This is a genomic window from Kribbella sp. NPDC023972, from assembly GCF_040639075.1.
Taxonomy (GTDB): domain Bacteria; phylum Actinomycetota; class Actinomycetes; order Propionibacteriales; family Kribbellaceae; genus Kribbella.
This window is the reverse complement of sequence record NZ_JBEZZH010000002.1, coordinates 1-26,010: the sequence shown is the minus strand read 5'-3', so window position 1 is coordinate 26,010 and position 26,010 is coordinate 1. Positions and strand designations below refer to the sequence as shown.

The 26,010-nt window shown below is 68.5% G+C and carries 22 protein-coding genes; 9 read left to right on the top strand and 13 right to left on the bottom strand.

What is annotated here, in order from left to right; genetic code table 11:
• Positions 1-13: 13 nt before the first annotated feature.
• A complete protein-coding gene (gene argS / locus AB0F43_RS09435; RefSeq protein ID WP_360473154.1) occupies positions 14-1,708 on the top strand; it encodes an arginine--tRNA ligase in 1,695 nt (564 codons plus the stop codon).
• A 161-nt stretch (positions 1,709-1,869) separates the two neighbouring features.
• Positions 1,870-2,847 (top strand): GNAT family N-acetyltransferase, encoded by a 978-nt coding sequence (locus AB0F43_RS09430; RefSeq protein WP_360473152.1) that lies wholly within the window; start codon positions 1,870-1,872, stop codon positions 2,845-2,847.
• Positions 2,848-2,892: 45 nt separating this feature from the next.
• On the opposite strand, the gene AB0F43_RS09425 is transcribed toward AB0F43_RS09430, so the two are convergent.
• Complete coding sequence (locus AB0F43_RS09425) at positions 2,893-4,380, bottom strand: MFS transporter (RefSeq protein WP_360473150.1); 1,488 nt, start codon at positions 4,378-4,380, stop codon at positions 2,893-2,895.
• A gap of 148 nt (positions 4,381-4,528) precedes the next feature.
• Between AB0F43_RS09425 and AB0F43_RS09420 the strand changes: the two genes are divergently transcribed.
• Positions 4,529-5,107 carry a helix-turn-helix domain-containing protein gene (locus tag AB0F43_RS09420; protein WP_360473148.1) on the top strand — a complete coding sequence of 193 codons (579 nt, stop codon included), beginning with the start codon at positions 4,529-4,531 and terminating at the stop codon, positions 5,105-5,107.
• Here AB0F43_RS09420 and rfbC read toward each other — a convergent pair.
• Positions 5,088-5,612, bottom strand: a complete 525-nt coding sequence (rfbC, locus tag AB0F43_RS09415) for a dTDP-4-dehydrorhamnose 3,5-epimerase (RefSeq protein ID WP_360473146.1) — start codon at positions 5,610-5,612, stop codon at positions 5,088-5,090. The two genes, AB0F43_RS09420 and rfbC, sit on opposite strands and share 20 nt — an antisense overlap.
• Complete coding sequence (locus AB0F43_RS09410) at positions 5,609-6,820, bottom strand: DUF2786 domain-containing protein (RefSeq protein ID WP_360473144.1); 1,212 nt, start codon at positions 6,818-6,820, stop codon at positions 5,609-5,611. The genes rfbC and AB0F43_RS09410 overlap by 4 nt, the downstream gene beginning before the upstream one ends.
• A gap of 180 nt (positions 6,821-7,000) precedes the next feature.
• Between AB0F43_RS09410 and AB0F43_RS09405 the strand changes: the two genes are divergently transcribed.
• Positions 7,001-8,389, top strand: a complete 1,389-nt coding sequence (locus AB0F43_RS09405; RefSeq protein WP_360473142.1) for an FAD-binding oxidoreductase — start codon at positions 7,001-7,003, stop codon at positions 8,387-8,389.
• Between the two features lie 19 nt (positions 8,390-8,408).
• Here AB0F43_RS09405 and AB0F43_RS09400 read toward each other — a convergent pair whose 3' ends face one another.
• From AB0F43_RS09400 to AB0F43_RS09390, 3 genes are read right to left on the bottom strand one after another with little or no spacing between them, the layout of a single operon-like run.
• On the bottom strand, positions 8,409-9,158 hold the full coding sequence (locus tag AB0F43_RS09400) for an SDR family NAD(P)-dependent oxidoreductase (protein ID WP_360473140.1): 750 nt from the start codon (positions 9,156-9,158) through the stop codon (positions 8,409-8,411).
• Positions 9,148-10,389, bottom strand: a complete 1,242-nt coding sequence (locus AB0F43_RS09395; protein ID WP_360473138.1) for a class I adenylate-forming enzyme family protein — start codon at positions 10,387-10,389, stop codon at positions 9,148-9,150. Before AB0F43_RS09395 ends, AB0F43_RS09400 begins: the two co-directional genes overlap by 11 nt.
• Before the next feature lie 7 nt (positions 10,390-10,396).
• Positions 10,397-10,648 carry a phosphopantetheine-binding protein gene (locus AB0F43_RS09390; RefSeq protein WP_360473136.1) on the bottom strand — a complete coding sequence of 84 codons (252 nt, stop codon included), beginning with the start codon at positions 10,646-10,648 and terminating at the stop codon, positions 10,397-10,399.
• 75 nt (positions 10,649-10,723) lie between these two features.
• Between AB0F43_RS09390 and AB0F43_RS09385 the strand changes: the two genes are divergently transcribed.
• Positions 10,724-13,069 carry a hypothetical protein gene (locus AB0F43_RS09385; RefSeq protein ID WP_360473134.1) on the top strand — a complete coding sequence of 782 codons (2,346 nt, stop codon included), beginning with the start codon at positions 10,724-10,726 and terminating at the stop codon, positions 13,067-13,069.
• Between the two features lie 4 nt (positions 13,070-13,073).
• Here the strand turns inward: AB0F43_RS09385 and AB0F43_RS09380 are convergent, their stop codons facing one another.
• Positions 13,074-14,633, bottom strand: a complete 1,560-nt coding sequence (locus AB0F43_RS09380; protein WP_360473132.1) for a family 10 glycosylhydrolase — start codon at positions 14,631-14,633, stop codon at positions 13,074-13,076.
• Between the two features lie 84 nt (positions 14,634-14,717).
• On the opposite strand from AB0F43_RS09380, the gene AB0F43_RS09375 reads away from it, so the two are divergent.
• From AB0F43_RS09375 to AB0F43_RS09365, 3 genes are read left to right on the top strand one after another with little or no spacing between them, the layout of a single operon-like run.
• Positions 14,718-15,227 carry a GNAT family N-acetyltransferase gene (locus tag AB0F43_RS09375; RefSeq protein ID WP_360473130.1) on the top strand — a complete coding sequence of 170 codons (510 nt, stop codon included), beginning with the start codon at positions 14,718-14,720 and terminating at the stop codon, positions 15,225-15,227.
• Entirely contained in the window at positions 15,224-16,270 is a 1,047-nt protein-coding gene (pseI, locus tag AB0F43_RS09370) for a pseudaminic acid synthase (RefSeq protein WP_360473129.1), read from the top strand. Before AB0F43_RS09375 ends, pseI begins: the two co-directional genes overlap by 4 nt.
• A 1-nt stretch (position 16,271) precedes the next feature.
• Positions 16,272-17,762: a class I SAM-dependent methyltransferase gene (locus tag AB0F43_RS09365; RefSeq protein WP_360473127.1), complete on the top strand. Its 1,491-nt coding sequence runs from the start codon at positions 16,272-16,274 to the stop codon at positions 17,760-17,762.
• Here the strand turns inward: AB0F43_RS09365 and AB0F43_RS09360 are convergent.
• From AB0F43_RS09360 to AB0F43_RS09335, 6 genes are read right to left on the bottom strand one after another with little or no spacing between them, the layout of a single operon-like run.
• Positions 17,700-20,006, bottom strand: a complete 2,307-nt coding sequence (locus AB0F43_RS09360; RefSeq protein ID WP_360473125.1) for a glycosyltransferase — start codon at positions 20,004-20,006, stop codon at positions 17,700-17,702. The genes AB0F43_RS09365 and AB0F43_RS09360 overlap by 63 nt on opposite strands.
• Complete coding sequence (locus AB0F43_RS09355; protein ID WP_360473124.1) at positions 20,003-21,694, bottom strand: hypothetical protein; 1,692 nt, start codon at positions 21,692-21,694, stop codon at positions 20,003-20,005. The genes AB0F43_RS09360 and AB0F43_RS09355 overlap by 4 nt, the downstream gene beginning before the upstream one ends.
• A complete protein-coding gene (locus AB0F43_RS09350; protein WP_360473121.1) occupies positions 21,687-22,508 on the bottom strand; it encodes a hypothetical protein in 822 nt (273 codons plus the stop codon). The genes AB0F43_RS09355 and AB0F43_RS09350 overlap by 8 nt, the downstream gene beginning before the upstream one ends.
• Complete coding sequence (locus AB0F43_RS09345; RefSeq protein ID WP_360473118.1) at positions 22,508-24,790, bottom strand: glycosyltransferase; 2,283 nt, start codon at positions 24,788-24,790, stop codon at positions 22,508-22,510. The genes AB0F43_RS09350 and AB0F43_RS09345 overlap by 1 nt, the downstream gene beginning before the upstream one ends.
• A gap of 53 nt (positions 24,791-24,843) precedes the next feature.
• On the bottom strand, positions 24,844-25,596 hold the full coding sequence (locus tag AB0F43_RS09340) for an N-acetyltransferase (protein ID WP_360473115.1): 753 nt from the start codon (positions 25,594-25,596) through the stop codon (positions 24,844-24,846).
• A 12-nt stretch (positions 25,597-25,608) separates the two neighbouring features.
• Complete coding sequence (locus AB0F43_RS09335; protein ID WP_360473112.1) at positions 25,609-25,767, bottom strand: hypothetical protein; 159 nt, start codon at positions 25,765-25,767, stop codon at positions 25,609-25,611.
• Positions 25,768-25,816: 49 nt separating this feature from the next.
• On the opposite strand from AB0F43_RS09335, the gene AB0F43_RS09330 reads away from it, so the two are divergent.
• The coding region (locus AB0F43_RS09330; RefSeq protein ID WP_360473109.1) for a hypothetical protein at positions 25,817-26,010 on the top strand (194 nt) is incomplete at its 3' end.

Below are 26,010 nucleotides of genomic sequence, written 5' to 3'. Positions count from 1 at the left end.
CGAAGGACCTGTCATGCCCGCTGTTCTGCCTGTCCTGGCCACCAGACTGTCCACCGCCGCCGCGACCGCCTTCGGTTCGGCGTACGGCGAGCTCGACCCTGAGCTGCGGTCGGCGACGAAGCCCGAGTTCGGCCACTACCAGAGCAATCTCGCGCTCCGGCTCGGCAATGCCCTCCGCCGACCGCCGCGGGAAATCGCCGCCGGCCTGGTCGAGGCTCTCGACGTCACCGATCTCTGCCAGCCGGTCGAGATAGCAGGGCCAGGTTTCCTCAACTTGACCCTGCTCCCGTCGATCCTGGCGGCCGCGGTCAACGAGCCGGTCACCTTCACCAGCAGGCAGCAACGGGTCGTCGTCGACTACTCCCAGCCGAACGTAGCCAAGCAGATGCACGTCGGCCACCTCCGGTCGACCGTGATCGGCGACGCGCTCTGCAACGTCTTGGCGTTCGTCGGGTACGACGTGATCCGGCAGAACCACGTCGGCGACTGGGGCACGCAGTACGGGATGATGATCGAGCAACTGCTCGAAGAGGATCTCGACCCGGAAACCCTTGATCTGCGGGGTTTGCAGCTGCTCTACGAGCGGAGCCGCAAGCACTTCGATGCCGACGGCACCTTTGCCGACAAGTCCCGGGCCAGGGTGGTCCTGCTGCAGGCCGGCGATCCGGAGACCCGGGCGAGCTGGCGGCGGATGGTCGACGTCTCGCTGGACGACTTCGACCAGGTCTATGCTCTGCTCGGTTCCCAGCTCACACGGGACGACGTCGTCGGCGAGAGCGCCTACAACGACGACCTGCCGCGGATCGTCGACGAGCTCACCCAGGCCGGCCTGCTGACCGAGTCCGACGGTGCGTTGTGCGCGTTCCTGCCCGGCTTCACCGGCCGGGACGGTCAGCCGCTGCCGGTGATCGTGCGGAAGTCCGACGGCGGATTCGGCTACAGCGCGACCGATCTGGCCGCCGTCCGGCACCGGGTCGCCACCCTCCACGCCGACCGAATCGTGTACGTCGTCGACCACCGGCAGGCGCTGCACTTCGACCAGATCTTCACGCTCGCCCGGGCCGCGGGCTGGTTGCCACCGACAACGGCTGCTGAGCATGTCGGCTTCGGCACCGTCCTCGGACCAGACGGGAAGCCGTTCAAAACAAGGGCCGGCGGCACGGTGAAGCTGACCACCCTGCTCGATGAGGCGGTCGCCCGGGCGGATGCACTCCTCGAGGGCCGGGAGGGCATCGATCGGCAGGCCACGGCGAAGGCGGTCGGGATCGGAGCGGTCAAGTACGCCGACCTGTCCAGCGATCGGGTCAACGACTACGTCTTCGACTTCGACCGGATGGTCGCGATGACCGGCAACACCGGGCCGTACCTGCAGTACGCCCACGCCCGGCTGACCCGGCTGCTCTCCAAGGCGAATGAGCAAGGCGGCGAGATCAAGGAGCTCAAGGAGCCGACCGAAGAACGGCTGGCCCTCTTGCTGACCGGTTTCCCGGACGTCGTCCTCCAAGTGGCCGAGACACTGCAGCCGCATCGGCTGTGCACCTATCTGTACGACGTGGCGACCGCACTGTCGGCGTTCTACGAGCACTGCCCGGTGCTCACGAGCGAAGGGGAGACCAGAGCCAGCCGGATCGCCCTGTGCACGGCGACCCGCAAGGTGTTGCACGATGGACTGGGCCTGCTCGGTATGGCGGCCCCGGACGCCATGTGACTCTCCCGGAGGTTGCCCATGTTGCCGTGGTCCGCGGAACTCGCCGGCCGGTTCGAGCAGACGACGTACGAGAGCCAGTTGCGCGCCTGCGGTCCGCTGGCTGGCGGAGCAGTTGCGGTAATTCAGGTGCCTGACGCACGGGCGACCCGTACCTTCGAGCCATGGGGACTGTGAGCTGGCCGGGTGGGGTTGAGGCCCGGCCAATCGACAAGAGTGACACGGCGGCGTGGGCCGAGCTGCTGGCCGCCAAGGAGAAGGTCGATCAGGAAGGCGAGAACTACGACGCCGACGACCTCCTCGAGGAGTTGTCCGATCCGAAGCTGAACGCCGCCCGGGACACGATCGGGCTGTGGTCCGATGGCCAGATGGTCGGGTACGGCACCGTTAACACGCCGAGCGACGTCGTCGACGTCCATCGGATCCGCACCGAAGCGGTCACCCGGCCCGACTGGCGAGGCCGTGGACTGGGATCGGCACTACTGACCTGGGTCATCCGGCGGGCCGGGGAGCTGCACGCCGAGCTCCGGCCGGACGTCGCGGGCGAGATCAACACCAGCGCGATCAGTACGAACACCGGCGCGGACGCCCTGCTGAAGTCCTTCGGCTTCGAGGAGTGCCGCTACTTCTTCCACATGCACCGGCCGCTCGACACCCCGGTGCCCGAGGTGCCGGTGCCGGACGGACTGCGACTGGTGCCGTTCGACGCGTCGATGAACGAGACGCTCCGGGTCATTCACAACGAGGTGTTCCTGGACCACTGGGGTTCGGTACCGAAGGACCCGGACAGCTGGCGGGTCTGGTTCACCGGATCGCGTGCCTTCCGCGGCGGATCGTCGTACCTGCTGCTCGACGGGGACCAGATTGTCGCCTACGTCCTGGGCTACGAGTACGTCGCGGACACCGAGGCAACCGGTGTCCGGGAGCTGTACGTCGGCCAGGTGGGGACCCGGCGGTCGCATCGGGGACGCGGTCTGGCGCGGATCGTGCTGGCGCGGGTGATGGCCGAAGCCGCGAAGGCGGGCTACCAGCGGGTGTCGCTCGGAGTGGATGCGGACAATCCGACTGGCGCGCTGGGACTGTACGAGCGGCTCGGGTTCGCGGTCGTCACCAAGACGATCACCTACCGCTTGCCACTCTGAGATCCAGCGGTACGCCGGTCGCCCGGCGTACCGCTGGATCCGTCATCAGATGTGCGAGTCGACCACCACTGGTTCGGGCGTCGGCTCGACCAGCGCAGGACGACGCCGGAACCAGGTCCACGGGCGGACGCTCAGGATGATCATCGTCAGGCTCAGCACCGCGTAGACCAGGGCGCCGACGAAGGCCGCGTGCACGCCGTCGGTCAGGATCTCCCGCGGGGCGACCTCGGTGGTGTTGCGGCTCGCCGTACCGAAGATGGTGACCAGGATGCCGAGGCCGAGTGCACCGCCGACCTGCTGGACCACGTTCAGCATGCCGGATGCGGCACCCGAGTCCTCCGGCGCGACCCCTGAGATGGCCCGGCCGACCAGTGGGATGAAGATCATCCCGGCGCCCAGACCGAACAGCAGCATCGGGCCGACCACGTCGGCCAGGTAGGTGCTGCGGGCGTCGAGCTGGGTCAGCCACACCGTGCCCGCGGTGACCAGGACGGACCCGGTCAGCATCAGCTTGCCGCCGTCGATCCGGGCGACCAGCTTCGGCACGATCCGCGACGCGGCGAACAGCAGACCGGTCAGCGGCAGGAAGGCGAGACCGGCCGCCAGCGGGCTGAGCTCGAGCACACCCTGCAGGTACTGGGTGAGGAAGAAGAACATCCCGAACATCGTGCCGACCACCAACAGCATGGTCAGGTACGACGCCGAGCGGTCAGCCGACCGGAACAGGCGCAGCGGCACGATCGGGTGGCTGACCCGGCGCTCGATCAGGACGAACGAGACCAGCAGCACCACGCCGGCGGCGAACGCGGCCAGCACCTCGGCCGACGTCCAGCCGACCTCGGCGACCCGGATGAAGCCGTAGACGAGCGAGGTGATGCCGAGCGTCGAGGTGAGCGCACCGGCCACGTCGAACCGGCCGGTCTCCGGCTCGGTCTCGGTCAGCACCTGCCGGGCCGCGATGACGAGGCCGATACCGATCGGCACGTTGATGAACAGGCCCCAGCGCCAGGACACCCAGTCCGTCAGCATGCCCCCGAGCACCAGGCCGACGCTGCCGCCACCGGACGACACCAGGCTGTAGTAGCCGAGTGCCTTCATCCGCTCCGGGCCTTCGCGGTACGTGAGCATGAGCAGGGTCAGGGCAGCCGGCGCCGCGATGGCACCACCGATGCCCTGCAGGACGCGGGCGGCGAGCAGGAGCTCCGCGTTCGGCGCAAGACCACCGAGCAGCGAGGCGAGGGTGAAGACGGCGACGCCGGTGACGAACACGCGGCGGCGACCGAGCAGGTCACCGGCGCGAGCGCCGAGCAGAAGCAGACCGCCGAAGGCGAGCGCGTAGGCGTTCTGCACCCAGGACAGGCTGGACGGGCTGAAGTCGAGGGCGTGCTGGATCTTCGGCATCGCGATGTTCACCACGGTGCCGTCGAGGATGACCATCAGCTGGGTGATCAGGATGACTGCGAGGACGACCCCCGGCCGCCGCGCGGGCGTGCCGGTGGCGGCCGCGGCCGGACCTGAGGTTGGTGCGGACATATTGCTCCTTACCCCGGAGGGGTTACAGTTGAAGAAAGAAAGCGGAGTGCCCCTCCGGATACGATACGGAGGCCCCCTCCGCTTTTGCAAGCGATATTCTCGGGCAACTTTTCGCGGTACGCCCGCTACGGACAGTGAGGAGGCCGGGATGGCGCCGACACCGTTGCCGTCAACACGGCCGACCCGCGCCGACGCGGCGCGGAACTACGACTTGCTCGTCACTGCCGCCCGGGAGGCGTTCGCGGAGCACGGCACCGACACCTCGCTGGAGGAGATCGCGCGCCGGGCGGGCGTCGGCATCGGCACGCTGTACCGCCGGTTCCCGAACCGGACCGCGCTGCTCGAGGCGGTGTACGTCGACGAGATCCAGTCCGTCTGCGACCGGGCCTACGGGTTCGCCGAGAAGCTCGAGCCGTTCGAGGCGCTCGCCGCCTGGCTGCGCAGCTTCGTCGGGTACGGCGTCTCGAAGAAGAGCCTGGCCGGTGAGCTGACCGCTGCCCTGGGCAAGGACTCGCCGTTCTTCCAGTCCTGCAAGGTGAATGTGCAGGAGGCCGGCGAACTCCTGCTGAGGAAGGCGAAGGCCGCCGGGACCGTCCGCCAGGACCTGGAGCTGATGGACATCATGCGTCTGGTCGGCGGCATCACGATGGCTCGCGACATGGAGCCGGAAGAGGCGAACCGGCTGCTCGACATCGTCCTGTGCGGTCTCAGGCCCGCGTCCTCCTGACGCTGTCCAGCGACGGGTTCGCGGCATCGCGCTCGGTGCAGTTGAGCCTCTCGCGCGGGAACGGCCAGTCGATCGCGAGCTCGGGGTCGAACAGGTCGACGGTGACTCGCTCGGGTGACCAGTACTCGTTCACCAGGAAGTTGTAGACGGTGTGCGGCTCCAAGGTGCAGAAGGAGTTGCCGCACCCGCGCGGCACGTAGAGCGCCTGGCCGGCGTCGAGCTCGAACGTCTCCACCCGCCCGAAGGTCTCACCGTCGCGCAGGTCGACGATCGCCGCGAACACCCGGCCGGCCGACGGCGACAGGTACTTGTCCCAGGGCTCGGCGTGAATCCCCCGCGTCGTCCCCGGCTCGTCGAGATAGAGCACATTGTGCTGACGCACCTCGAAGCGCGGCACTCCGGCGGCTGCCAGCTTGGCGGCGTGGAAGTTCTCCTTGAACCAGCCGTCGTCGTGGGGCTGAACCTCCAGCTCGATCCGCAGCAGGCCAGGGATAGTGGTCGTCATCGGCGGACCTGCCGGCGGGCGTCGAGCTGGGCCTGGTCGGCCGCGGTGAGTCCCGCGTCCCAGCCGGCGCCGTTGGTGATCCTGGTCCGCCGGGTCGTGGTGCTCGGGAACAGCCTGGTGAACAGCGCGTCCACGTGTTCCTCCCGTTTCGTCAGCACCGGCAGCAGCCGGCCCGCATCCGCTTCCGGTACGGCGGCCTGCGTGGCCGCGGCGGTCGCCTGCAGCCGCTCCCCGATCCGCTGGGCGTACGCCATCAGGAAGGACTGCCGGAACGACCGGGTCCGGGACTCGCCGCGCCGGCCAATATGTTTGCCTGCGGCAAGCATCGCCCGATTCGCCTGCACCAGCAGGGAAGTGCTGAGGATCTCGGTCAGCTGCAGGTCCAGCTCGGCGCCGACGATGGTGACCACGGCCAGCTGGTCGATCACAACCGTACGGCACCGGTTCGCCGACGCGACCGCACCGACCAGCTGCGCCTTGGCCGAGACGTATGGCGTGTCGACCCACAGCCGGCGGGCGGCCGAGTCGTCAGGAATCTCCACCGCCGGGTCGGCCTCGACCAGGGCACGGTCGAGGGAGAACTTCGCCATCAGCTCCTGCGCCTTGCCGGACAGCGCCTCCGCCTCGTCGGGGAACTCGGTCGCCTCCGCCTTCGCGAGCAGTCCCCGGATCCGGGCCAGCATCTTCCCGTTCACAGGTACGACGGGGGCTTGGTGCCGGACCGGCGTACCCGGCAGGGGGTAGAGGCGGGCGAGGATCGGCAGGGACTGGAGAAACCCCGCAAGAGCGAGACAGTGGTGGAGAGTGAGGTAGCGGCCGACGCGAGCCGCGGCCGCCCACGCGGTCAGGCTGAGCTCGGTGAAGGGTGGCGAGACGCCCAGATCCGTCAGTTGATCGAGCCAGCGTGGGTCGATGGTGGTGGGTGGATAGCCGTTGTGTTCCGCCGAGATCGCGGCCAGCAGCAACGGCTCGACTCCTGGATCCAACTGCCGTCGCGCATGCTGGACGACATCGGCGGGCGACCAGCCGCGCTCCCAGGCCGCGCGGACCAGAGCGGTCAGAAACCCTTGGACGCAACGATCCACCTGCGCCCGGTCGCGCTCGTCGTACGCACCCAGGCGGGCGAGCTGGGCGTCGGCCCGATCGTCGCGCACGGCAACGATCGTGGCCGCGATCGGCAACAGCTGAAGGATTTCTTCGTCACTCACGCGGTCGAGTCTGACACTCCACGAAGTTGTCACCCAAACGCGATGACCAGCCCTTGTGGAAAACCAGGCGTTTCTGAAGCCTGTCTGAAGACAGCGCGCGAAGATCTGCACCAACAGGACGCTGTTTGCAGGGGGACCAGGCATCTGGCCTGGCTGCACTCACATCGGGGAGGGGAAGTCATGACTCAGCTTGCGGAAGCCGGCTTCGACGAACTGCGCACGGCCTTGACGGGGACCGTGCTCGGACCGGGCGAGGACGGGTACGACGACGCCCGGCGGCTGTGGAACGCGCAGCACGACCGGCGACCGGCGGTGATCGCCCAGGTGCGGACCGCCGAAGACGTCTCGGCCGCCGTCCGCTTCGGCGTCGCGCACGGACTGGAGATCGCTGTCCGCGGCGGCTCCCACAGCATGTCCGGCGCGTCGTCCGTCGACGACGGCCTGATGATCGACCTGAGCCTGATGAACCAGGTCACGGTCGACCCGGAGGCTCGCCGGGCCCGCGTCGGCGGCGGGGCGCTGCTGGGTGATGTCGACGCCGCGACCCAGCCGTACGGTCTCGCCGTACCGGCCGGGATGATCAGCCACACCGGCGTGGGCGGACTGACGCTCGGCGGCGGGATGGGCTGGCTGACCCGGAAGCACGGCCTCAGCATCGACAATGTCGAGTCGGTCCAGATCGTCACCGCGGACGGCAGCATCCTGCGCGCCGCCGAGGACGAGAACGCCGACCTGTTCTGGGCGGTCCGCGGAGGTGGCGGCAACTTCGGTGTGGTGACCGAGTTCGAGTTCCGGCTGCACGAGGCCGGGCCGCTGGTGCAGTACGCCATGCTCTTCTGGGGTCTGGACCAGGGGGCCGAGATGCTGCGGATGGCGCGCGAGCTGATCCCGAGCATGCCGCGGGATATCAACATCGTGACCGCCTGCCTGAACGCGCCGCCGGCGCCGTTCGTGCCGGAGGAGCACCACTTCAAGCCCGGCTACGCGCTCGTGATCGTCGGCTTCGGGTCGCCCGAGCAGCACGCGGAGGCATTGGACAAGATCCGCCGCCTGCTGCCGCCGCTGGTCGAGTTCGCCACTCCGATGCCGTACGTCGCCGTACAGCAACTGCTGGACGAGGCGAACGCCTGGGGGCGCCACAACTACGACAAGGGCTGCTACCTCGAGGACCTGAGCGACGGTGCGATCGAGGTGATCACCGAGTACCTCCCGCGCAAGACGTCACCGTTGTCCGTAGTGCTGCTCTACCACCTGGACGGCGCGTACCTCGAGGTCGACGACGACGCCACCGCGTTCAGCGGTGGACGCACCGAGCGCTACATGGTCTTCCCGATCGCGGTGTGCCCGGCGCCGGAGATGCTCGAAGCGGAGCGGGCCTGGGTCCGGTCGTTCTGGGACGCGTTGCAACCGCACGCGCTCGGCCGCGGCGCCTACGTGAACGGGCTGGCCGATGTCGACGAGGACCGGCTGCGGGCGTCGTACGGGGACAAGTACGACCGGCTGGTCGAGCTCAAGCGGAAGTACGACCCGGACAACGTGTTCCACCGGAACCAGAACATCAAGCCGTGAGATCGTCGACGGCGCCGGCTCAGATCGAGGCGGCGCCGTCGACGACCAGGACCTGGCCGTTGATGTTGGTGTGGTCGAGCAGCAGCATCCGGACCACCGGTACGACCTCGTCCGGCTCGGTCAGGTGGCCGGTCGGCGTACGGCGGACGATCTGGTCGAGCTGGGTCTGGCCGAGCACCGCGGACATCTCCGAGGCGAAGAAGCCGGGCGCGACCGCGTTGGCCAGCACGCGGCCGCCGAGCTCGCGTGCCAGGGAACGCGTCGCCGCGTCCATCCCGCCCTTGGTGGCGGAGTACGCGACCAGGCCGGGATAACCGCGCTGGGCGCAGATCGAGGTGACGTTGACGATCCGGCCCTTCAGGCCCTTGGCGAGCATCCGGCGCAGAACGAAGCGGGTCAGGATCAGCGGTGACGTCAGGTTGGTCTGGATGATCTGAGCGAGCTGGTCGGCCGACGTGTGGACGTGCAGTGAGTCCTGGCCGATGGCGGCGTTGTTGACCAGGCCGTCGATCGGGCCGAGGGTCGTTTCGACCGTGCGTACGAACGCCTGTCCGGCCTCGGCATCGTTCACGTCGACGGAGCCGTAGTACAGGTGGTCCGGATACTTCTCGCCGAGGGCGGTCAGCTCCGGGGTCACGGTCCGGGCGAAGGCTGCGACCTTCAGCCCGGCCGCGAGCAGGTCGGTGACGATGGCCAGGCCGAGGCCGCGGGATCCACCCGACACCAGGACGACCGACGCGGGCGGGACCACACTGGCTTCAGACTTCACTCTTCAGCGTCTCTTTCTGCGGGATCTCGTCCAGGAAGCGGATCCGCCGCGGTACGCCGTAGTCCGGCAGCCGGCTGGAGCACCACTGGACCAGGTCGGCGTCGGTGATCGGGCCGAGCGCCGGGTTCGGCACGACCTCGGCCGCGACCATCCGGCCGACCAGCGGCGCCTTGCGCGCGAACACCCGCGCCCAGGAGACGCCCGGGTGACCCATCAGCACGTTGCGGACGATGCCGGCCGACACCTTCGAACCGCCGACGTTGATCTCGTCGGTGTCGAGCCGGCCGATGATGAGCACCCGGTCGCCGGCGAACTCGACCCGGTCACCGGTGTGCACCGCGCCGACCAGCCCGGCACCGTGGTGCGGCGAACGGATCACCAGCTCATCGCCGTCCACCGACAGCATCGGACGATCCGGATCGGGCTTGCGGTCCAGCCATTCCCGCGGGAATCCGGCCAGCCCGTCGTGCACGACGATCGACGCCCCGACCTCGGACGACGCGTAGATCCAGGAGATCCGGGCTTTCGGGAAGAGCTCACGCAGCTGATCAAGGATCGCCTGGTCCACCGGCTCACCGCCGAGCGTGATCTGCTCCAGCGGTACCGCGGCCAGCGCGTCGGCATCGCGGTAGATCGCCTGGCGCCAGAACGTCGGCGTACCGGAGGCGGCGGTGACACCGTGCTCGGCGGCGATGACCGGCCAGTCCTCCAGTTCGTCGGGCTCGATCACGACCAGGCCCTGGTCGGCGTGGGTCAGTGAGAGCGTGACGACCTGCCACCAGGCGTACGTGCCCGGGGAGTACGGGAGCAGCCAGGTGCGCGGCGGCTGTTCGCCGGTGACGGTGGTGAGGCTTTCGAGGGTGTGGCCGATGCGCTTGGGGCGGCCGGTCGAACCCGAGGTGAGCAACCAGGCGCGGCCGGACTCCTCGATCCGCTTGAGCTTCGCCGGGGTGACGTCGCCGTCGGGCAGCACGATGGCGAAACCGGACTCCCCCAGTTCCTCGCGCATCCGCTCGTCGACGCGGGATCTGGTCGAGACCAGCAGCTCGGTGCCGTGGACCGCGTGATGGCGGAGCGCGGCCAGCGCGTCCGCACCGTTGTCGACCAGGACGGCGGCGGGTGAGGGCAGTTGCGGAAGCTTGTGCAGGGTCCGCCAGGTCAGCCTCTTCCCGGCCACGACCACTGTGTTGTCGTCACCGATGAGAGCGGTGGTCCGGCGCCGCCTGGTCACGACGCTGTCACGCCGACTGGAGTTGCTCGATGAAGTCCAGCACGTCGCCGACAGTGGCGATCCGGCGCAGCCCGGGGGCATCGAAGTTCAGCTCGTCACCCAGCTCGTCCTCCACCCGGAGGGCCAGCTCGGAGAAGTCCAGCGACCGGAACCCGATCTCGCGCAGATCGGCGGTGTCGTCGCCCGGCAACGTCCTTCCCTGCGCCGTCATCACCTCACCCATCAACTCCCTGACCCTGCCACGTGCTACCGAACTCATGAGGCCAAAGCCTAGCTTGTGCGTAAACGACTCACCGCCCGTGAGCGCGACTCCGCCGGCTCATAGACTCTCCGGGTGATCAGACCAGGCCGGCGGAACAAGCGCGTGCCCGCCGTCCGGGGAAGGCGGGTTGGTCCCGGCCGGGGAACGCGGCTCGCCGCGATGGTGAGTCTTCCGGTGCTGCCGCTGGCGTGGTTCGTGGCGTTGCAGGAGCATCCGCCGTGGATGCCGGGCGCGTATCTCGGCTACCTGCTCGTCGTCATCGTCGTACCGGGCACGATGTTCTGGCGGCGGCTCACCGGGGGCACTGGGTGGTTCACCACCGACGTCGTCCTCGGTACGGCGTTCGGACTGGCCGTCGAGGCACTGCTCTACCCGCTCGGGATGGTGTTCAGCATGCCGTTCGCGGCGCTGTTGATGCCGGCGCTGGCCTTCGGGATGTTTCGCGCGTTGCCGCGCCGGAAGCTGCCTGAGCGGCCGACGCCGTGGTGGGCGACCGCGGGCGCGATGGTGGCGGTCGGCGTCGCGGCCGCGTGGTTCGTGCGGGTCGGGTCGCAGCTCATCCCCCTGACCGGGCCGAGCGCATTGCGGCCGAACTCGGATGCGCCGCACAACCTCGCACTGGCAGCAGAGCTCACGCATCACTTCCCGGCGAAGGTCCCGTACGCCGATGGCAAGTGGGTGACCAGCCACTGGGCCGCGTACGACCACATCGCTTCGTCACACTGGATCACGAGCATTCCGCTCGACGTACTGACGCACCGCATGGTGCCGTTCGCTTGGCTCTTGCTGACTGTGCTGGGCGCCGCCGCGGTCGGCATTCTGCTCACTGGACGGGCTGTCGCCGGGCCGATCGCTGCCGGGCTCACTGTGGTCGCGGGCGATCTGGCTGCGTGGCCGTGGACGGTGTCGGACCGGCTGTTCACCGACAGCCCGTTCTCACTTGGTCAACTGACCAATCCACCGCAGGCGTTCTCCACTGTGCTGTTGCTGCCGCTCATCGCGGTCACTGCGCTGCTTCTGCGACGTAAACCGGGTCAGACACGTGCACAGCTCTTTGGACTGTTCGTCGCCGCCGGAGTGCTCATTGCTGTGCTTGCCCTGACGAAGGCGACCACACTGCCGGTGTACGCCGCTGGGCTCGCTGCAGCGTGGGTCTACCTAACTGTCCGGGCCGGTCGGCTCAACCTGCGTGCGCTGGTCCTTGGTGTGGGCGTTGCGGCTGCTTATGCGCTGACCTTCTTCCTGGTACTGCGCGGCGCCGAATCCAGCGTGTTGTTCGACCCGGGAGCGACATTCGAGCGCATGGCGGACCGCATGGGCGGTGACGGGTCTGCAGTCGCTGTGATCGCCGCGGTCGTGGTGATCGGCTGGTTGATGCCTGCTGCCGGTGCACTGCTGATCCGGCGACGGCTGCCGCGCGATCCGATGCCGGTGTTCCTCGTCGTCGGCTTCCTGGCTGCTCTGAGCGCCGCATCGTTGCTGTATGACGACGGCCAGTCCCAGCTGTTCTTCGTCCGCACCGGCTTCATCTACGGCGTCCTGCTCGCGACTTGGGGTCTCGGGTCGCTGGAGCGTCGTCAGTACTGGGTAGCCGCGATCGCACTGCTCATCGGCGTTGCCGCCATCTACTGGGGTCGCTACCGGTCGCCTTCCTCGTGCACGACCGAGAACTGCTTCGGACAGGGGCTGGCGGTTGCTCTCGTCATCGCAGTACTCGGCATCGGCGTCTTCGGACTCCTCCTGCGCGGCTCACGGCGTACCTGGGCTGTCATCGCGGTAGCGGTTCTCCTGGGTACGACGGTCTCCCCCACAGTGGTGTCGTTGCGCGAGTTCGCCACGCCGCCGTTGACGGAGTACGAGTCGATCGCGCCGGGTGGGATCGAGGCAGCGCGGTTCATCCGACGGAACTCGGGGTCGGGCGACCTGATCGCGACCAACCTGCACTGTCACCGCGCCCGCGCGTCACACTGCCTCACTGGTTCGTACTGGATCGCCGGGTATGCCGAACGCCGTGTACTCGTTCAGGGGTGGGCGTACCAGGCCAGAGTGGACGACACGTATCCGGACGGCGTGCAGAGCAGCTACTGGGACGAGGAGAAGCTGCGCCTGAACGACGAAGCATTCACCGAGCCGACGCGCGACGCACTCGAGAGGCTGCGGACTCAGTACGGCGTCCAGTGGCTGCTGCTCGACGAACGCGTCAGCGCACCTCCGAAGAACCTCGAGCGCCTGACCGAGCTGCGCTTCCACTACGGCACGGTCCGCGTCTACCAGCTCTATCCGCCACCACCGGCGAACCCGTTCCCCACACCATCGGGCACCCCGTCCCAGAGCCCAACCTTCCCGACCGGGTCACCACCCACCCAGACACCCTCTCCGGGTCAGACCCTTCCGACACCGAGCATCGGCACGCCCTGAGCGGTCAGCGCAAGACCACCGTCGGGATCGGGACGCTCTGGTTGGCGAGGCGGTCCAGGGCCGTGACTGTGTAGATGTAGGCCTTGCCCGGGGTGGCGGTCGTGTCCAGGTAGGTCGTGTCGCGGGTGGTACCGATCAGGTTGCGGGCGTCGTTGTCGGGGCAGTGGTCGCCGCCGGCGAGTTCGCGACGGTAGACGGCGTACGACGTGCTGTCGGCAGACGTACGGCGCCACGTGAGCTGGACACCGTCAGTGGTCTGGGTGGAGCGGACGGCATGGACCGGGAGCGGTGCGCGCGAGTCCAGCGACGGCATGGTCGGGATGAGCGCGGGCCGGGTGTACCAGGTGTTGTTGAGCAGCGTGGTCGCACCGAGGCGGTCTGCGCGGACGTCCTTGGCGGAGAAGTAGATGTTGCCCTTCACCTCGGGGATCGTGCTGTCGAACGCCAGGTGGTCACTCAGCTCGGCCGGGTCCGACCAGTCCGGCGACTGGGTCGACGTACCGACCTTGTACGTCGCCTCACCGATGTAGAGGTGTACGTCGGTGCCACGCACCTGCTCGGCCCACCACGGCACGATCTTGTTGTAGTCGGCCGGAGCGAACCCACCGGCCCAGTAGACCTGCGGGACGATGTAGTCGATCCACTCCTCGCGCACCCAGCGCCGGGTGTCCGCGGCCAGGTCGTCGTACGTCTGAACACCGGCGGTGGTGTCGGAGCCCTCCGGATCGGTGGCCTTGTTGCGCCAGACCGCGAACGGGGAGATACCGAACTTCACCCACGGCTTGGCGGCCTTGATCCGGTCCTGCATCTCCTGGATCAGCAGGTTGATGTTGTTCCGCCGCCACTCGGCCAGGGTCGGAAAGCCGGCGCCGTACTGCGCGTACGTCGCCGCGTCGTCGAAGACCTGACCGGCCACCGGGTAGGGGTAGAAGTAGTCGTCGAAGTGGACGCCGTCGATGTCATAGCGCGTCACCGCGTCCATGATCGCGTCCTCGACCAGCTTGCGGGCCGCCGGGATACCGGGGTTGTAGTACAGCTTGCCGCCGTACGTGACGACCCAGTCCGGGTGCTGTCGGGCGGGGTGCGTCGGGACGAGCGCGTTGAGGTTCGTGCCCATCGAGAGCCGGTACGGGTTGAACCAGGCGTGCAACTCGAGGTTGCGCTTGTGCGCCTCGGCGACGGCGAAGGCGAGCGGGTCGTAACCGGGGTCGCCGCCCTGCCGGCCGGTCAGGTACTGCGACCAGGGCTCGATCGTGGACGGCCAGAAGGCATCGGCGGTCGGGCGGACCTGGAGGATCACCGCGTTGTGACGCTGGCGGACCGCGTCGTCCAGCCAGCCGATCAGCTCGGCCTGCTGCTGGGCCGCGGTCAGACCGGTCTTTGACGGCCAGTCGATGTTGACCACTGATGCGACCCAGGAGGCGCGGAACTGCCGGAGCGGAGTGGTCGGGCTGGGGACGCACCGATCATCGGGTGTTGGCGCGGCGGACGCCGTACTGGTGAGGCCGCTCAGCACCAGACCTGCCGTCATCCCGAGGACGCCCATGACTCGCCAGACTCTCATGTCACTCTCCGACCATCTTCGCCGATGAACTCGAAAGATGTTTACACATCAAGGCCCTCGGAGAGAAGACGCTAGGTTAGGCGCATGCTGCGCAACGCCACTGAAGATGATGCCGGCACGATCCGGCGGCTGCGTAACCAGCGGGCCAATCGCGAGGTCAGCATCACGTCTCACGAGATCAGCGCGGACGAGCACGCCGCCTGGTGGGCGAAGACTTCGATCGATCCCACCCGCCGGGTGCTGATCTACGAGCGCGACGGCACGACGGCCGGGGTGGTGAACTTCTTCGACATCGAAGGACCTACCGCCGCCTGGGGGTTCTTCCTCGACGCGGACGGCCTGGCCGGACGCGGCGAGACCTTGCCCGCATGGATCGAGGTGATGCGCGAGGCGACGGCGTACGCGTTCGACGTCCTCGGACTCGAGCTGCTCACCGGCGAGGTGCTGGCGCACAACACCGTCGTCCGGCAGATGAACCGGCGGTTCCGCTTCACCGAGGGGACGCCCGAGGTCCGGTACGCCGACGGCCGGGAGCTCACCGTGATTCCGATCAGCCTGCGCAAGCAGGACCGACGACCTCAGAGGACAGCATGACCATGGAGATCGGCGGCGTGCCGGTCGGGCCGGACCACCAGCCGTTCGTGATCGCGGAGATGTCGGGGAACCACAACGGCGATCTGGAGCGGGCGAAGGACATCGTCCGGGCGGTGGCGGAGTCCGGTGCGCAGGCGCTGAAACTGCAGACGTACACCGCGGACACGATGACGCTCGACGTCGACCTGCCGGCCTTCCGGCTACCGGCGGAGCACGAGCTGTGGAGTGACGCGCGCCTGTACGACCTCTACGCCGAGGCGCATACGCCCTGGGAGTGGCACGAGCCGCTGTTCGAGCTGGCTTCGTCCCTCGGGCTGGTGGCGTTCTCGTCGGCGTTCGACCGGACCGCGATCGACTTCCTGGAGAAGCTGAACGTGCCGGCGTACAAGGTCGCGTCGAACGAGATCGGTGACCTGCCGCTGGTCCGCGGGATGGCGGAGACCGGCAAGCCGATCATCATCTCCACCGGCTCGGCGACGCTGACCGACATCGACGCCGCGGTCCGCGCGGCCCGCTCGACCGGCAACGAGCAGATCATCGTTCTCTCGTGTACGGCGAGTTACCCGGCCCCGCCCGAGCAGTCGAACCTGCGCGCCATCCCGGTCCTCCGCGACGCCCTCGGCGTACAGGTCGGGCTGTCCGACCACACCATGGGCATCGGCGCCGCCATCGCGGCCGTGGCGCTGGGCGCGACCGTCATCGAGAAGCACGTCACCCTCAAGCGTGTCGACGGTGGCGTCGACTCCGCCTTCTCCCTGGAGCCAGGCGAACTGGCGTCCCTGGTCGAGAACACCCGCATCGCCCAACTCGCCCTCGGCCAACCGATCATCGGCCCCAAACAAGCCGAACAGAACGTCCTGCGCTTCCGCCGCTCCCTCTACGTCACCCAGGACGTCAGAGCCGGCGACCTCATCACCCCCGAAAACGTCCGCTCCATCCGCCCCGCCGGCGGCCTGCCCCCCGACCTCTACCCCCAAGTCGAAGGCCGCCCGTTCCGAGTCAACGCCCAAGCCGGCACTCCCCTGACCTGGGACCTGCTCTGACATGACCGAGTACTTGTTGTTTCCGGGGCGGCATCATGTGTTGACCCGGTTTCAGGGGGAGTTCTTGCGGGAGTACGCCGACCGGACCGTGGTGTGGGCGGTTACTTCGGCCAATCATCGGACGACGAAGCGGAATCCGGTGGGGTTTGATCGGCGGGAGGCGGCGATCGAGCGGCTCAGTGTGGTGGAGGGGATCCGGTCGATCGTCGTCGGGGTCGTGGACACGCCGCCGACGGACGAGTTCGCCGAGGTGACGGTCAAGGCGATCGAGGCCGGGACCGATGACCTCGTCCGGCTGACCCCGGCCAACACGCTGGTGGCTTGCTCTACGCCCGCGGTGAGCAAGCTGTACGAGCAGCTCGGGTACGACGTGATCGGCGTCGAGCCGGCCGGCACCCAGCGGCCGTGGGACGTGCTGCTGATGATTGCTGAGGGCAATGATCAGTGGAAGGAGCTGGCGCACCCGGCGACCGTGGACGTGTTCGAGCGGTACGGCCTGGACGCGCACATCACCCGGTGCGTGAACGATCCGGTCGTCGGCGACGACGGCGGGCTGACCACGACGCGGGACTACAAGACGTACGCCGACGCCTTCGAGACCGCGGCCGACCGGAAATGGCAGCAGATCAAGGACTTCGTGCGTCCGGGACGGATTCTCGACGTCGGCTGTGCGACCGGCGCGACCTTGCAACTGATCGACGCGGATCCGCGCTTCCACGAGTCCGACCTGATCGGGGTCGAGGTCGCCCGGCACCTGTACGCCGAATGCGTGCACAAGAAGGAACAAGGCCGCTTTCAGAACCCGAACGTCTACTTCTACCAGCGCAACATGCTCGGCTCGGCCGTCTTCCCACCGCGCTCGATCGACACCACGCTGACACTCGCGCTGACCCACGAGATCTGGTCGTACGCCGACGGGTCGCGACCGGAAACGGTCCAGCGGTTCGCCGACGCGCTCTTCGCGCACACCGCACCCGGCGGCGTCTGGGTCAACTCCGACGTCTGCGGACCCGCCGAGCCGGACCGTCCCGTCGTCCTGCGACTCGATGACAGCGACGGCACGAATCCGGACGGCATCACCGAGCTCGACTCGCTCGCCGACCCGGCGTCCTCCGTGCGCCAGCTCTCCACCCGGGCCAGGTTCTTCCAGTTCGCCCACGACTTCCGGCGCAACGCCGGCGTCCCGTTCGAGTACGACGTACGCCACGACGGGCTCGTACTCCGGCTGGCCGACGCGATGGACTTCCTCACCCGGAAGGACTACGTCGACAACTGGCTGAGTGAGACGCACGAACAATTCTGCGGACTGAACTTCGCCGGCTGGTCCGCGGTCGCCGAGCGGGCCGGGTTCACCATCGACCCGGCCTCGAAGCCGTGGCGCAACGACTGGGTCGTCGACAACCGCATCGCACCCGTCGCGTCCCTCACTTCACCCGGCGGCGACCCGATCGACTGGCCGGACACCCACCAGCTCCTCGTCGCCCGCCGCTGACCTCACCTCGACGTGCAGCGTCCCCGCCTGCGGCCGGACGGCGAGCGTGTGCAAACCCGCGGAGATCGTCAACGGCAGTCGACTGGACAGGAAGGGCTCGCACTGCACGGCATGTGACGAACCGTCCGGCTTCGTCGCGAACAGGATCCAGTCCGCCGGCTCCAACGCGTCCATGCCCACCACGGCCGCCCAGCCGTCGTCCGAGACGGTACGGCGACACGGCACGTCCACGGGGTCGTCCGAGCCGGCCAGGTACCGCCGCCAGCTGAAGCAGACCTCACCCCAGTCAGGTCCACGCACCACCAACATGTTGCCCGCGACAACAGCAGCGGTGGCGGTCGTCCGGATCGGTGACTCATGCAGATTCACGTACCCACCGGTGGAGCGGGTGAGCATCACCACCCGGCCGCCCTCGGCGTGCGAGACCAGCCGGTCGCCGGCCGTCCACAGCAGCACCTGCTCCTCGCCCTCGGCACCGCGCAGCCGGAACGCCCGCGTGGTCCGCTGGGTGAACGGGTCGTCCGGGTTCGTCTCCTCGAGGATCGGCCGGATCGGCAACCTGGCCGTGAAGTCACGGCCGTCGACCTCCAGCGGGACCTCCTGCTCGCCACCCGCCACCGGCCGGGTCACGAACAGCGACGGACGATCGAACCGCGACCGGCCGTGCAACACGAGCGCGTCCGGGGTCTGCTCCACCGAGGTCAACCGGCACGGATCCGTCAGCCGCCGGATCGCGAAACAGTCGTCCTTGCCGGGCCCGGGCTGAATCCAGCTGGTCTCGTCGATCCACGCCCCAGGCGGCCATCCCGGGCTACCTGCCCGCTGCCCGCGCAGCACGTCCCGCCGCCGTACCCGCCCGGACGTCATCCGTACGTCGAAGTGGGCCGGACCGGCCGTGCATTTCGCCAGCAGCTCACGATCCAGCAGTACCTCGAACCCGACGAGTGACTCGTCGCCGCGCAGGTCCGTGGTCGCGAATCGCCGTACCTGCAACGGATAGGGACGCCGGCCGATGACCAGCGCGATCCGGAGGCTCGAGGAGCCTTTGGTCTCCAGGTGCCGGATCTCCGCTGTGCCCTTGACCGACAGCTTGCCGTCGACCCAGGCCACCTCGCACACGTTGGTCGCCAAGGTCAGGTCGTCGTCCGAAGCCTGGTACAGCTCCTCTGGTACGGCGCCCTCGCGGAGGCCCGGGTAGTCGAGCAGCCACCGTCCCCACGGCCGGGGCACTGCACGCACACCAACCCCGCCGTCGTTGCGGAACAGGGCAAGCTGTCGCAACAGCTCGACGTCACCGGCCCGGAGTGCCGCATACTGCAACCGGTCGAGCCGCGGCGCTTCGTCGAGCACCGACTCGTCGAGCACCGACTCGTCGAGCCGATCGATCAGCTCGTGGGCGACCTCGGCGAGCTGCTGCACTTCATCCGCGGGAACGGTGGCGAAGGCCGCCAGTACGGCCGGCAGGTCGATCTGGGTGAAGTGCGCCTGCACGAGGCGGCGAACCGCCGGCAACGCGTCCGAGACCAGGTCCATCACCAGACCGGCCGAGAGGACGCGGTCGCGGAGATTGCCGAGCTGGAACCTCTGCTGGGTGATCGAGTCACCCGACTCCCGCTCGCGCCAGAAGTACACCGGGGCAGCGAGAGTGTCCACGGTGACCGCGTCGAGGTGGGCCTTGAGCGTGACCGGGTAGTCCTCGTACCGGATGGCCGGGAAGCGGTACCCGAACTCGTCCCAGAACGATCGCCGGTAGACCTTGTTCCAGACCATCCGGTCCAGCACGAGCTCGGGCGTCTCCGACACGTGAGTGGCGAGCCGGTCGCGGGTGAAACACTGCCGATGCAGGTACGACGGCCGGACTCCGTAGCTGTTGCTGAACCGCCGCGCGTTGCCGCCGGCGAAGTCCGAACCGGTCCGGTCCAGCGTCCGGACCAGCATGCCGAACCCGTGCCGGGTGACCAGGTCGTCGCTGTCGACGAAGGCGACGTACTCCCCGACGGCGTGATCGGCGCCGGTGTTGCGGGCGGGACCGAGTCCGGCGTTGTCCTGCTGGATCATCCGGAACCGGGAGTCACGTGCGCAGAATTCCTTCGCGATCACCGCGCTGTCGTCCAGTGAGCCGTCGTCGACCAGGATCGCCTCGAAATCGGTCCAGGTCTGCCGCTCGATCGAGTCCAGACAGTCCCCGAGATAGGCGCCGACGTTGTAGAACGGCACCACCACACTCAGCCGCGGCGTCATCATCGCTTCCGCAGGCGACGGGACAGCTTGCGGGCCACCACGTGCGGCCTGCGGACCTGGGCGGCGTGGAAGATCACCCGGGACAGGGCGTACGTACGTGATCCGCGGATCCGGTCGTGGTCCACGGTCAGCTTCTGCAACTGCGTGCGAAGCTCCCGGATGCGGTTCTCCCGCGTCTTCATCGCCTTGTTGCGGAACCCCAGCGTGCGCTCGAGACCGTAGACATGCCCCTTCAGCTCGAACAACTCGCGCCGCGCTTGCTCGGCGTCGGCCAGCGCGGTACGGACGTCGACCGCCGAGCCGTCACGCGTTGGGAGTACGGCGGTCAGCGCGGCGGCCAACTCCTTGCCGCGAGCAACTTGTCCGGCGGACGCCGGTGGGGTGTCGGGCGAGGTCGCCGGGACGGGCTCGGGCGGCTCGACGCCGGACATTCCCAGCCAGGTGGAGACGAGGTCGTCGCCGAGCATCCACGGTGGCCAGGGGTGGCGGCGGTGCTGACCGATCAGCCGCTCGTGGAACCGGTACCACGCGGCCGCCAGCAGGTCCGCCTTCTCCGTCGGCTCCTCGGTCACCCACGGCGACACCCCGTGGGCGAACGTGTCTGCGTCGACCACGACGTCGTCCCAGCGCAGGGCGACCCGGGAGTCCGTGGCCCATTCCCCGAGCCGAGCGGCCAGCTTGCGGAACGCGGGCACGTCCTCGGCCGCAGCCAGACGAACGAGGACGGACTCAACGGTCACCCCATCGGGAACCTGAGGCGGTACGACGCCCGCGTCAAACACCAGCGGGCTCGCGGAAGAGGCGTCGGCCGCACTCGCGGACGTCGAGGCCGACACCGTGGTTTGCCAACCGGCCGGCGAGCGGTCGGCGGTGAGGACGGCTGGGCCGGTCTCGGCGTACAGGTCGTGCGGAGCTCGGGCGCCGGAGATGGCCAGCCAGCCGGTGGGGATGGACGCGAGCAGCCCGGCCCGTGCGGCTGAGTCGACGCCTTCGGCGATGGGCGAGAGCAGCGGCACATCGGCCGCCTCCAGCGCATCCACGGCAAGACGAGTCGGCAGCTCCCCCGGGCGGGCCCCCGCGGCGACCTCCGCGGTCACGAAGGTTCGCGAGCCGAAGTCGGCGTACACCTGCGCGGTCCACGGCAGAGCCGACGCGAGCTGATCGACCGACACCGGGCGGGTCGGGTCGTCATGCAACGGACGCCACTCGTCGTCACCGTGGCGCTCGTCGGCCGGGCGGCTGTCCAGCAGGTTCAGCAGCGAGAACTCGTTCTCGAGACCGAGTACGACGACCGCGTCAGGAGCGGCGAGCGAAGCCAGGGCGTTCAGCCGCTCGGTCCAGCTCAGATCACCGCTGTCGTAGCCGAGGACACGATCGAGGCCGTCCGCGGCCACAATCACCTCGAACGGATGCGACGAGGTCAAGCCGTCCAGAGCACCGGCGACCACGTGCAGACAGGGCCCGAACTCCTCGGCCAACTGCTGCGCGTCGGAGATCGAGCGGACCAGGATCGTCACGTCCGCGGAGTGGGCCAGGACCGACTCGATCAGAAGTGGGGCGTGCGGCCCGACGATCAGCGTGCGACGGTTGGCGGGAACGACATCGGTCAGCAGCTCCGCCAGGGCTGGCTGATGCGCCGTGTGATCGGTCCACGGTTGCATCTCGCCACGAACCACCTGCACCTCAGACACGCTCTCTCCAATCGAACAGCATCCGCAGCTCCGCGGGCGGCATCATCCAGGGTTTGCCGAGCTCCAGGTCGGTCGTCGCCCGCGCGGCCTCCGGGTCGATCGACTTGCCGAGCATCTCCGGCCACAGCCGTTCGATCCGGCTCTGCCCACCGAACAAGGGATTCTCGCCTTCCATCTCCATCGGGTCGCCGTACACCGCCGGTTCGCAGCCGGCCGCGACGCCGTAGAAGATTGCCGTCGACAACCGGTTGGCCGCGACCCGCCGGTGCCGCCGCAGCTCGTCCAGCTGTTTGAACAGGAAGCGCCGATCGGTTCCCTCGTAGGAGAAGCCGCGCCGCCCGAACGACACCACGCGGAAGCCCGCGTCCTCGTAGTACCGGCGTACTTCGGGACGCTCGTACTCGGTGTAGTAGAGGCTGAAGGTGACCGGGCCGGGTTCGGTCTCGCGGATCTCGTCGATCAGTCGCTGGTGGTCGCCGTGGATCTTGCCGCCCTCCCAGCCGTGGAAGAGGAACCACAGCGTGCCCTCGCGCTCGACCGGCTCGGCGTCCTTCTCCAACTCCAGCAGGTACAGGAAGGGGGCGCCGATGCTGTGGTAGTTCCGCCGCCCGAGCGCATGCCCGCGCCGCCGAGGTGCATCACTCCAGGTGAACCGCCAGGCGCCGTCGTAGAACTCGTGCACCGGGTTCCACCCGCAGCCGATGTTCCAGCCGTGCTGCAGATAGCCACGCAACCGTGGCGGGTGATTGAAGTCCAGCCCGGCATAGCGCGACAGGATGTGCGCCTGACCGTAGTAGTGGTTGTGATGATGCATCAGCGGACCTCCACGTGCAGGGTGCCGGCATGCGGCCGTACGGCGAGGGCGTGTCTGTCGCGCGAGATCGTCAACGGCAACCGGCTGCACAGGAACGGCTCGCACTGCACGGCATGGGACGAACCGTCCGACTTCGTCGCGAACAGGATCCAGTCCGCCAGCGATGCCAGCGGGTCGGCCGAGACGCGCACCGCCGCAGCCGGGATCAACGCGTCCACGTCGACAGCTGCCGACCAGCCGTCCTCAGTCACGGTACGCCGACAGGCCACGTCCAGGTGATCATCGGAATCGGCCAGGTAGCGCCGCCAGCCGAAGTCGACGTCACCGCCCTCGGACCCGCGCACGACCAACATGTTGCCATCGGCAACCGCAGCCGTCGCCGTCGTCCGGATCGGCGACTCGTGCAGGTTCACGTACCCACCGGTCGACCGGGTCAGCGTGACCACTCGGCCGCCGCCGACGTGTGAGACCGCGGACTCCCCTGCCGTCCACAGCAACACCCGGTGCTGTCCTTCGGGACCGCGGAGCCGGAACGATCGCGTCGTACGCTGACCGAAGGGGTCGTCCGGATTCGTCTGCGCCAGGATGTCCCGGATCGGCAGCCGGGCGGTGAAGTCACGGCCCTCGACTTCCAGCGGGACCTTCTCCTCGCCACCCTTCACCGGCCGGGTGACGAGCAACGACGGACCGTCGAACGACGACCGGCCGCGCACCACCAGCGCATCCGGTGTCCGCTCGACCGACGTCAGCCGGCAAGGATCCGTCAGCCTCCGGAGCGCGAACCATCCATGCTTCCCCGACCCGGGCTGAATCCAGTTCGCCTCGTCGATCCAGGCGCCGGGCGGCCAGCCGGGACTTCCCGGCCCCTGCCCGCGGAGCATCCCCCGCCGCTGCCGTCGCCCAGACTTCATTCGCACGTCGAAATGCGCCGGATCAGCCGTGCACTGCGCGAGGAGCTCGCGGTCCAGCAGTACCTCGAACCCGACCGGCGTGATGTCACCGTGCAGGTCCAGCGTGGGATACCGGCGTACCTGGAGCGGATGCGCGGTGTCCCCGACGACAAGGGAGATCTCCAGGTCCGATGAGCGCTCTGTCTCCAGGTGGCGGATCTCAGCCGTGCCCTTGACCGACAAGGCGCCGTCGATCCAAGCCACCTCGCGCACACTCGTCGCCAGCGTGAGGTCCTGCTCCGAGACGCGGTGAAGCTCCTGCGGTACGGCGGCCTCGCGCAGGCCCGGGTAGTTGTAGTCGAGATGCCACCGCCGCCGCGAGCGAGGCACCGCCCGGGCACCGCCGCGTAGTCCACCGTCGTTGCGGAAGACCGCGAGCCTCCGGAGCAGGTCGACGTCGCCGACCCGGAGCGCCGCGTGCTGGATCCGGTCGTAGCGGTGGGTGGCCGCCAGCACCGAGCCGTCGAGCCGATCGAGAAGTTCGCGGGACAGCTCGATGAGGTGCTGCTCCTCCTCGACCGGCACCGAACCGAACGCGGACATCAGCGTGAGCAGGTCGATCTGGGCCAGGTGTGCGTGCACGCGCCGGCGGACCACCGGCAGGCTGTCCTCGACCAGGTCCATCACCAGACCGGCCGAGACGACCCGGTCACGGATGTTGCCGAGCTGGTACCTCTGCTGGGTGATCGACTCACCGGACTCCCGCTCGCGCCAGTAGTAGACCGCCTGCGGGATCGTGTCCACGGTCACCGCGTCCAGGTGCGCCTTCAGCGCGACTGGGTAATCCTCGTAGCGGATGGCCGGGAAGCTGTAGCCGTACTCGGTCCAGAAGGACCGACGGTAGACCTTGTTCCAGAGCATCCGGTCCAGCACGAGGTCGGGGAACTCGGACACGTGGGTGGCGTGCCGGGTACGGGCGAAGGGCTGCCGGTGCAGCCAGGACGGACGGACCCCGAAGCTGTTGTTGAACCGCCGCGCGTTGCCGCCGGCGAAGTCCGAGCCGGTCCGGTCCAGCGTCCGGATCAGCGCCGCGAACCCGTGCCGGGAGACCAGGTCGTCGCCGTCGACGAATGCCAGGTACTCGCCCGACGCCTCCCGGATCCCGGTGTCCCGGGCCGGCCCCGGCCCGGCGTTGTCCTGCTGGACGATCCGGAACCGGGGGTCCTGGGCGCAGACCGCCTTCGCGATCACCGCGCTGTCGTCCGGCGAGCCGTCGTCGACCAGGATCGCCTCGAAATCGCTCCACGTCTGCCGCTGGATCGATTCCAGGCAGGCTCCGATGTACTCACCGACGTTGTAGAAGGGCACCACCACGCTCAGCCGCGGCGTCACTCCGGCAAAACTCCCTCACTGCTGGACCACGTGGTGCCCCCCCAAGGCACTCTCTACGCAGCGGCAACGAGGTGAACGGTCAGAAGGTTATGCACCGGTTCGAATCCGTAGCGGGACCAGACGCGCTGGATGCCGGTGTGGTGTGACTGAGTCGACACGACCAGCCGCCTGGTCGTGCACGCGTCCTCGATCGCGGCGAGCAGGTGACCGTAGCGGCCGCGGCCTTGTTCGGCCGGTACGACGCCCGCCAGCTGGATCTCTGTCCACGAACGCTGCTCATCGATCGACCCCAGCGCGAGCACCCGCCGGTCGGGGCCGCGCAGGACCACCGCCCCCGCGTCGGCGATCCGCCGCCGGGCCCACTCCTGCCGGCCGGCCAGCGCGAGACCCCGGTCGAACACCGGGTTGGCGCAGTAGTGGTTCCCCGAGTCGCCGAAGACGTCCGCGACCAGGTCGTCCACCAGTTCGTCGTCGGCCGCCGGCTCCACTTGCGCGGTGAACCCGGCCAGCGGCGCGGGCCGCCGCCCCTTGCCGACCGGGAGAGACCAGTACACAACGGTGTCGGCCAGCAGCGCGCGCCGCGGTCCACTCGCCAGCGCGGCAAACCACGTGGTCTCGCGAGCCGGGTAACGGAGCACGATCACGTCAGCGGTCGACTTCTCGACAGCGGACAGCACCTCGGCGAGCGGCGTACCTGCCGAGGCGGACACGGACATCCGGTCGATCGAGACCCCGAACCGCTTCGCCGCATCCACCGACGGCCGCACGGTCAGCTCACCGGCCTCGAGTGCGTCGTACCAACTCATAGGGCACGGAGCTTAGTCGTTGTCCTCGGAGTATGTGTGGTGCCCCAAGTCTTCGAGGCTGTCGTACCCGACGAGGAACTGTGGCCGGCGCTGACTCGACTGGAACAACCGGGCGACGTACTCACCGAGCAGGCCCAGACACAACAACTGGATCGCCCCGATCACACTCACCGCCAACACCGTCGACGTCCACCCCGGAACACCCCGACCGGTCAACTTGATGACCAACGCACCCACCACGAACAACCCCGACATCACCCCACCCAGCAGACCCAACCAGGTCGCCAACCGCAACGGCGCCGCCGAGAACGCAGTCACGCTGTCAAACGCCAACCGCAACATCTTCGACACGCTGTACTTCGTCGACCCCGCCGCCCGCTCCGCCCGGACATACCTGACCTCCGTACTCGGAAA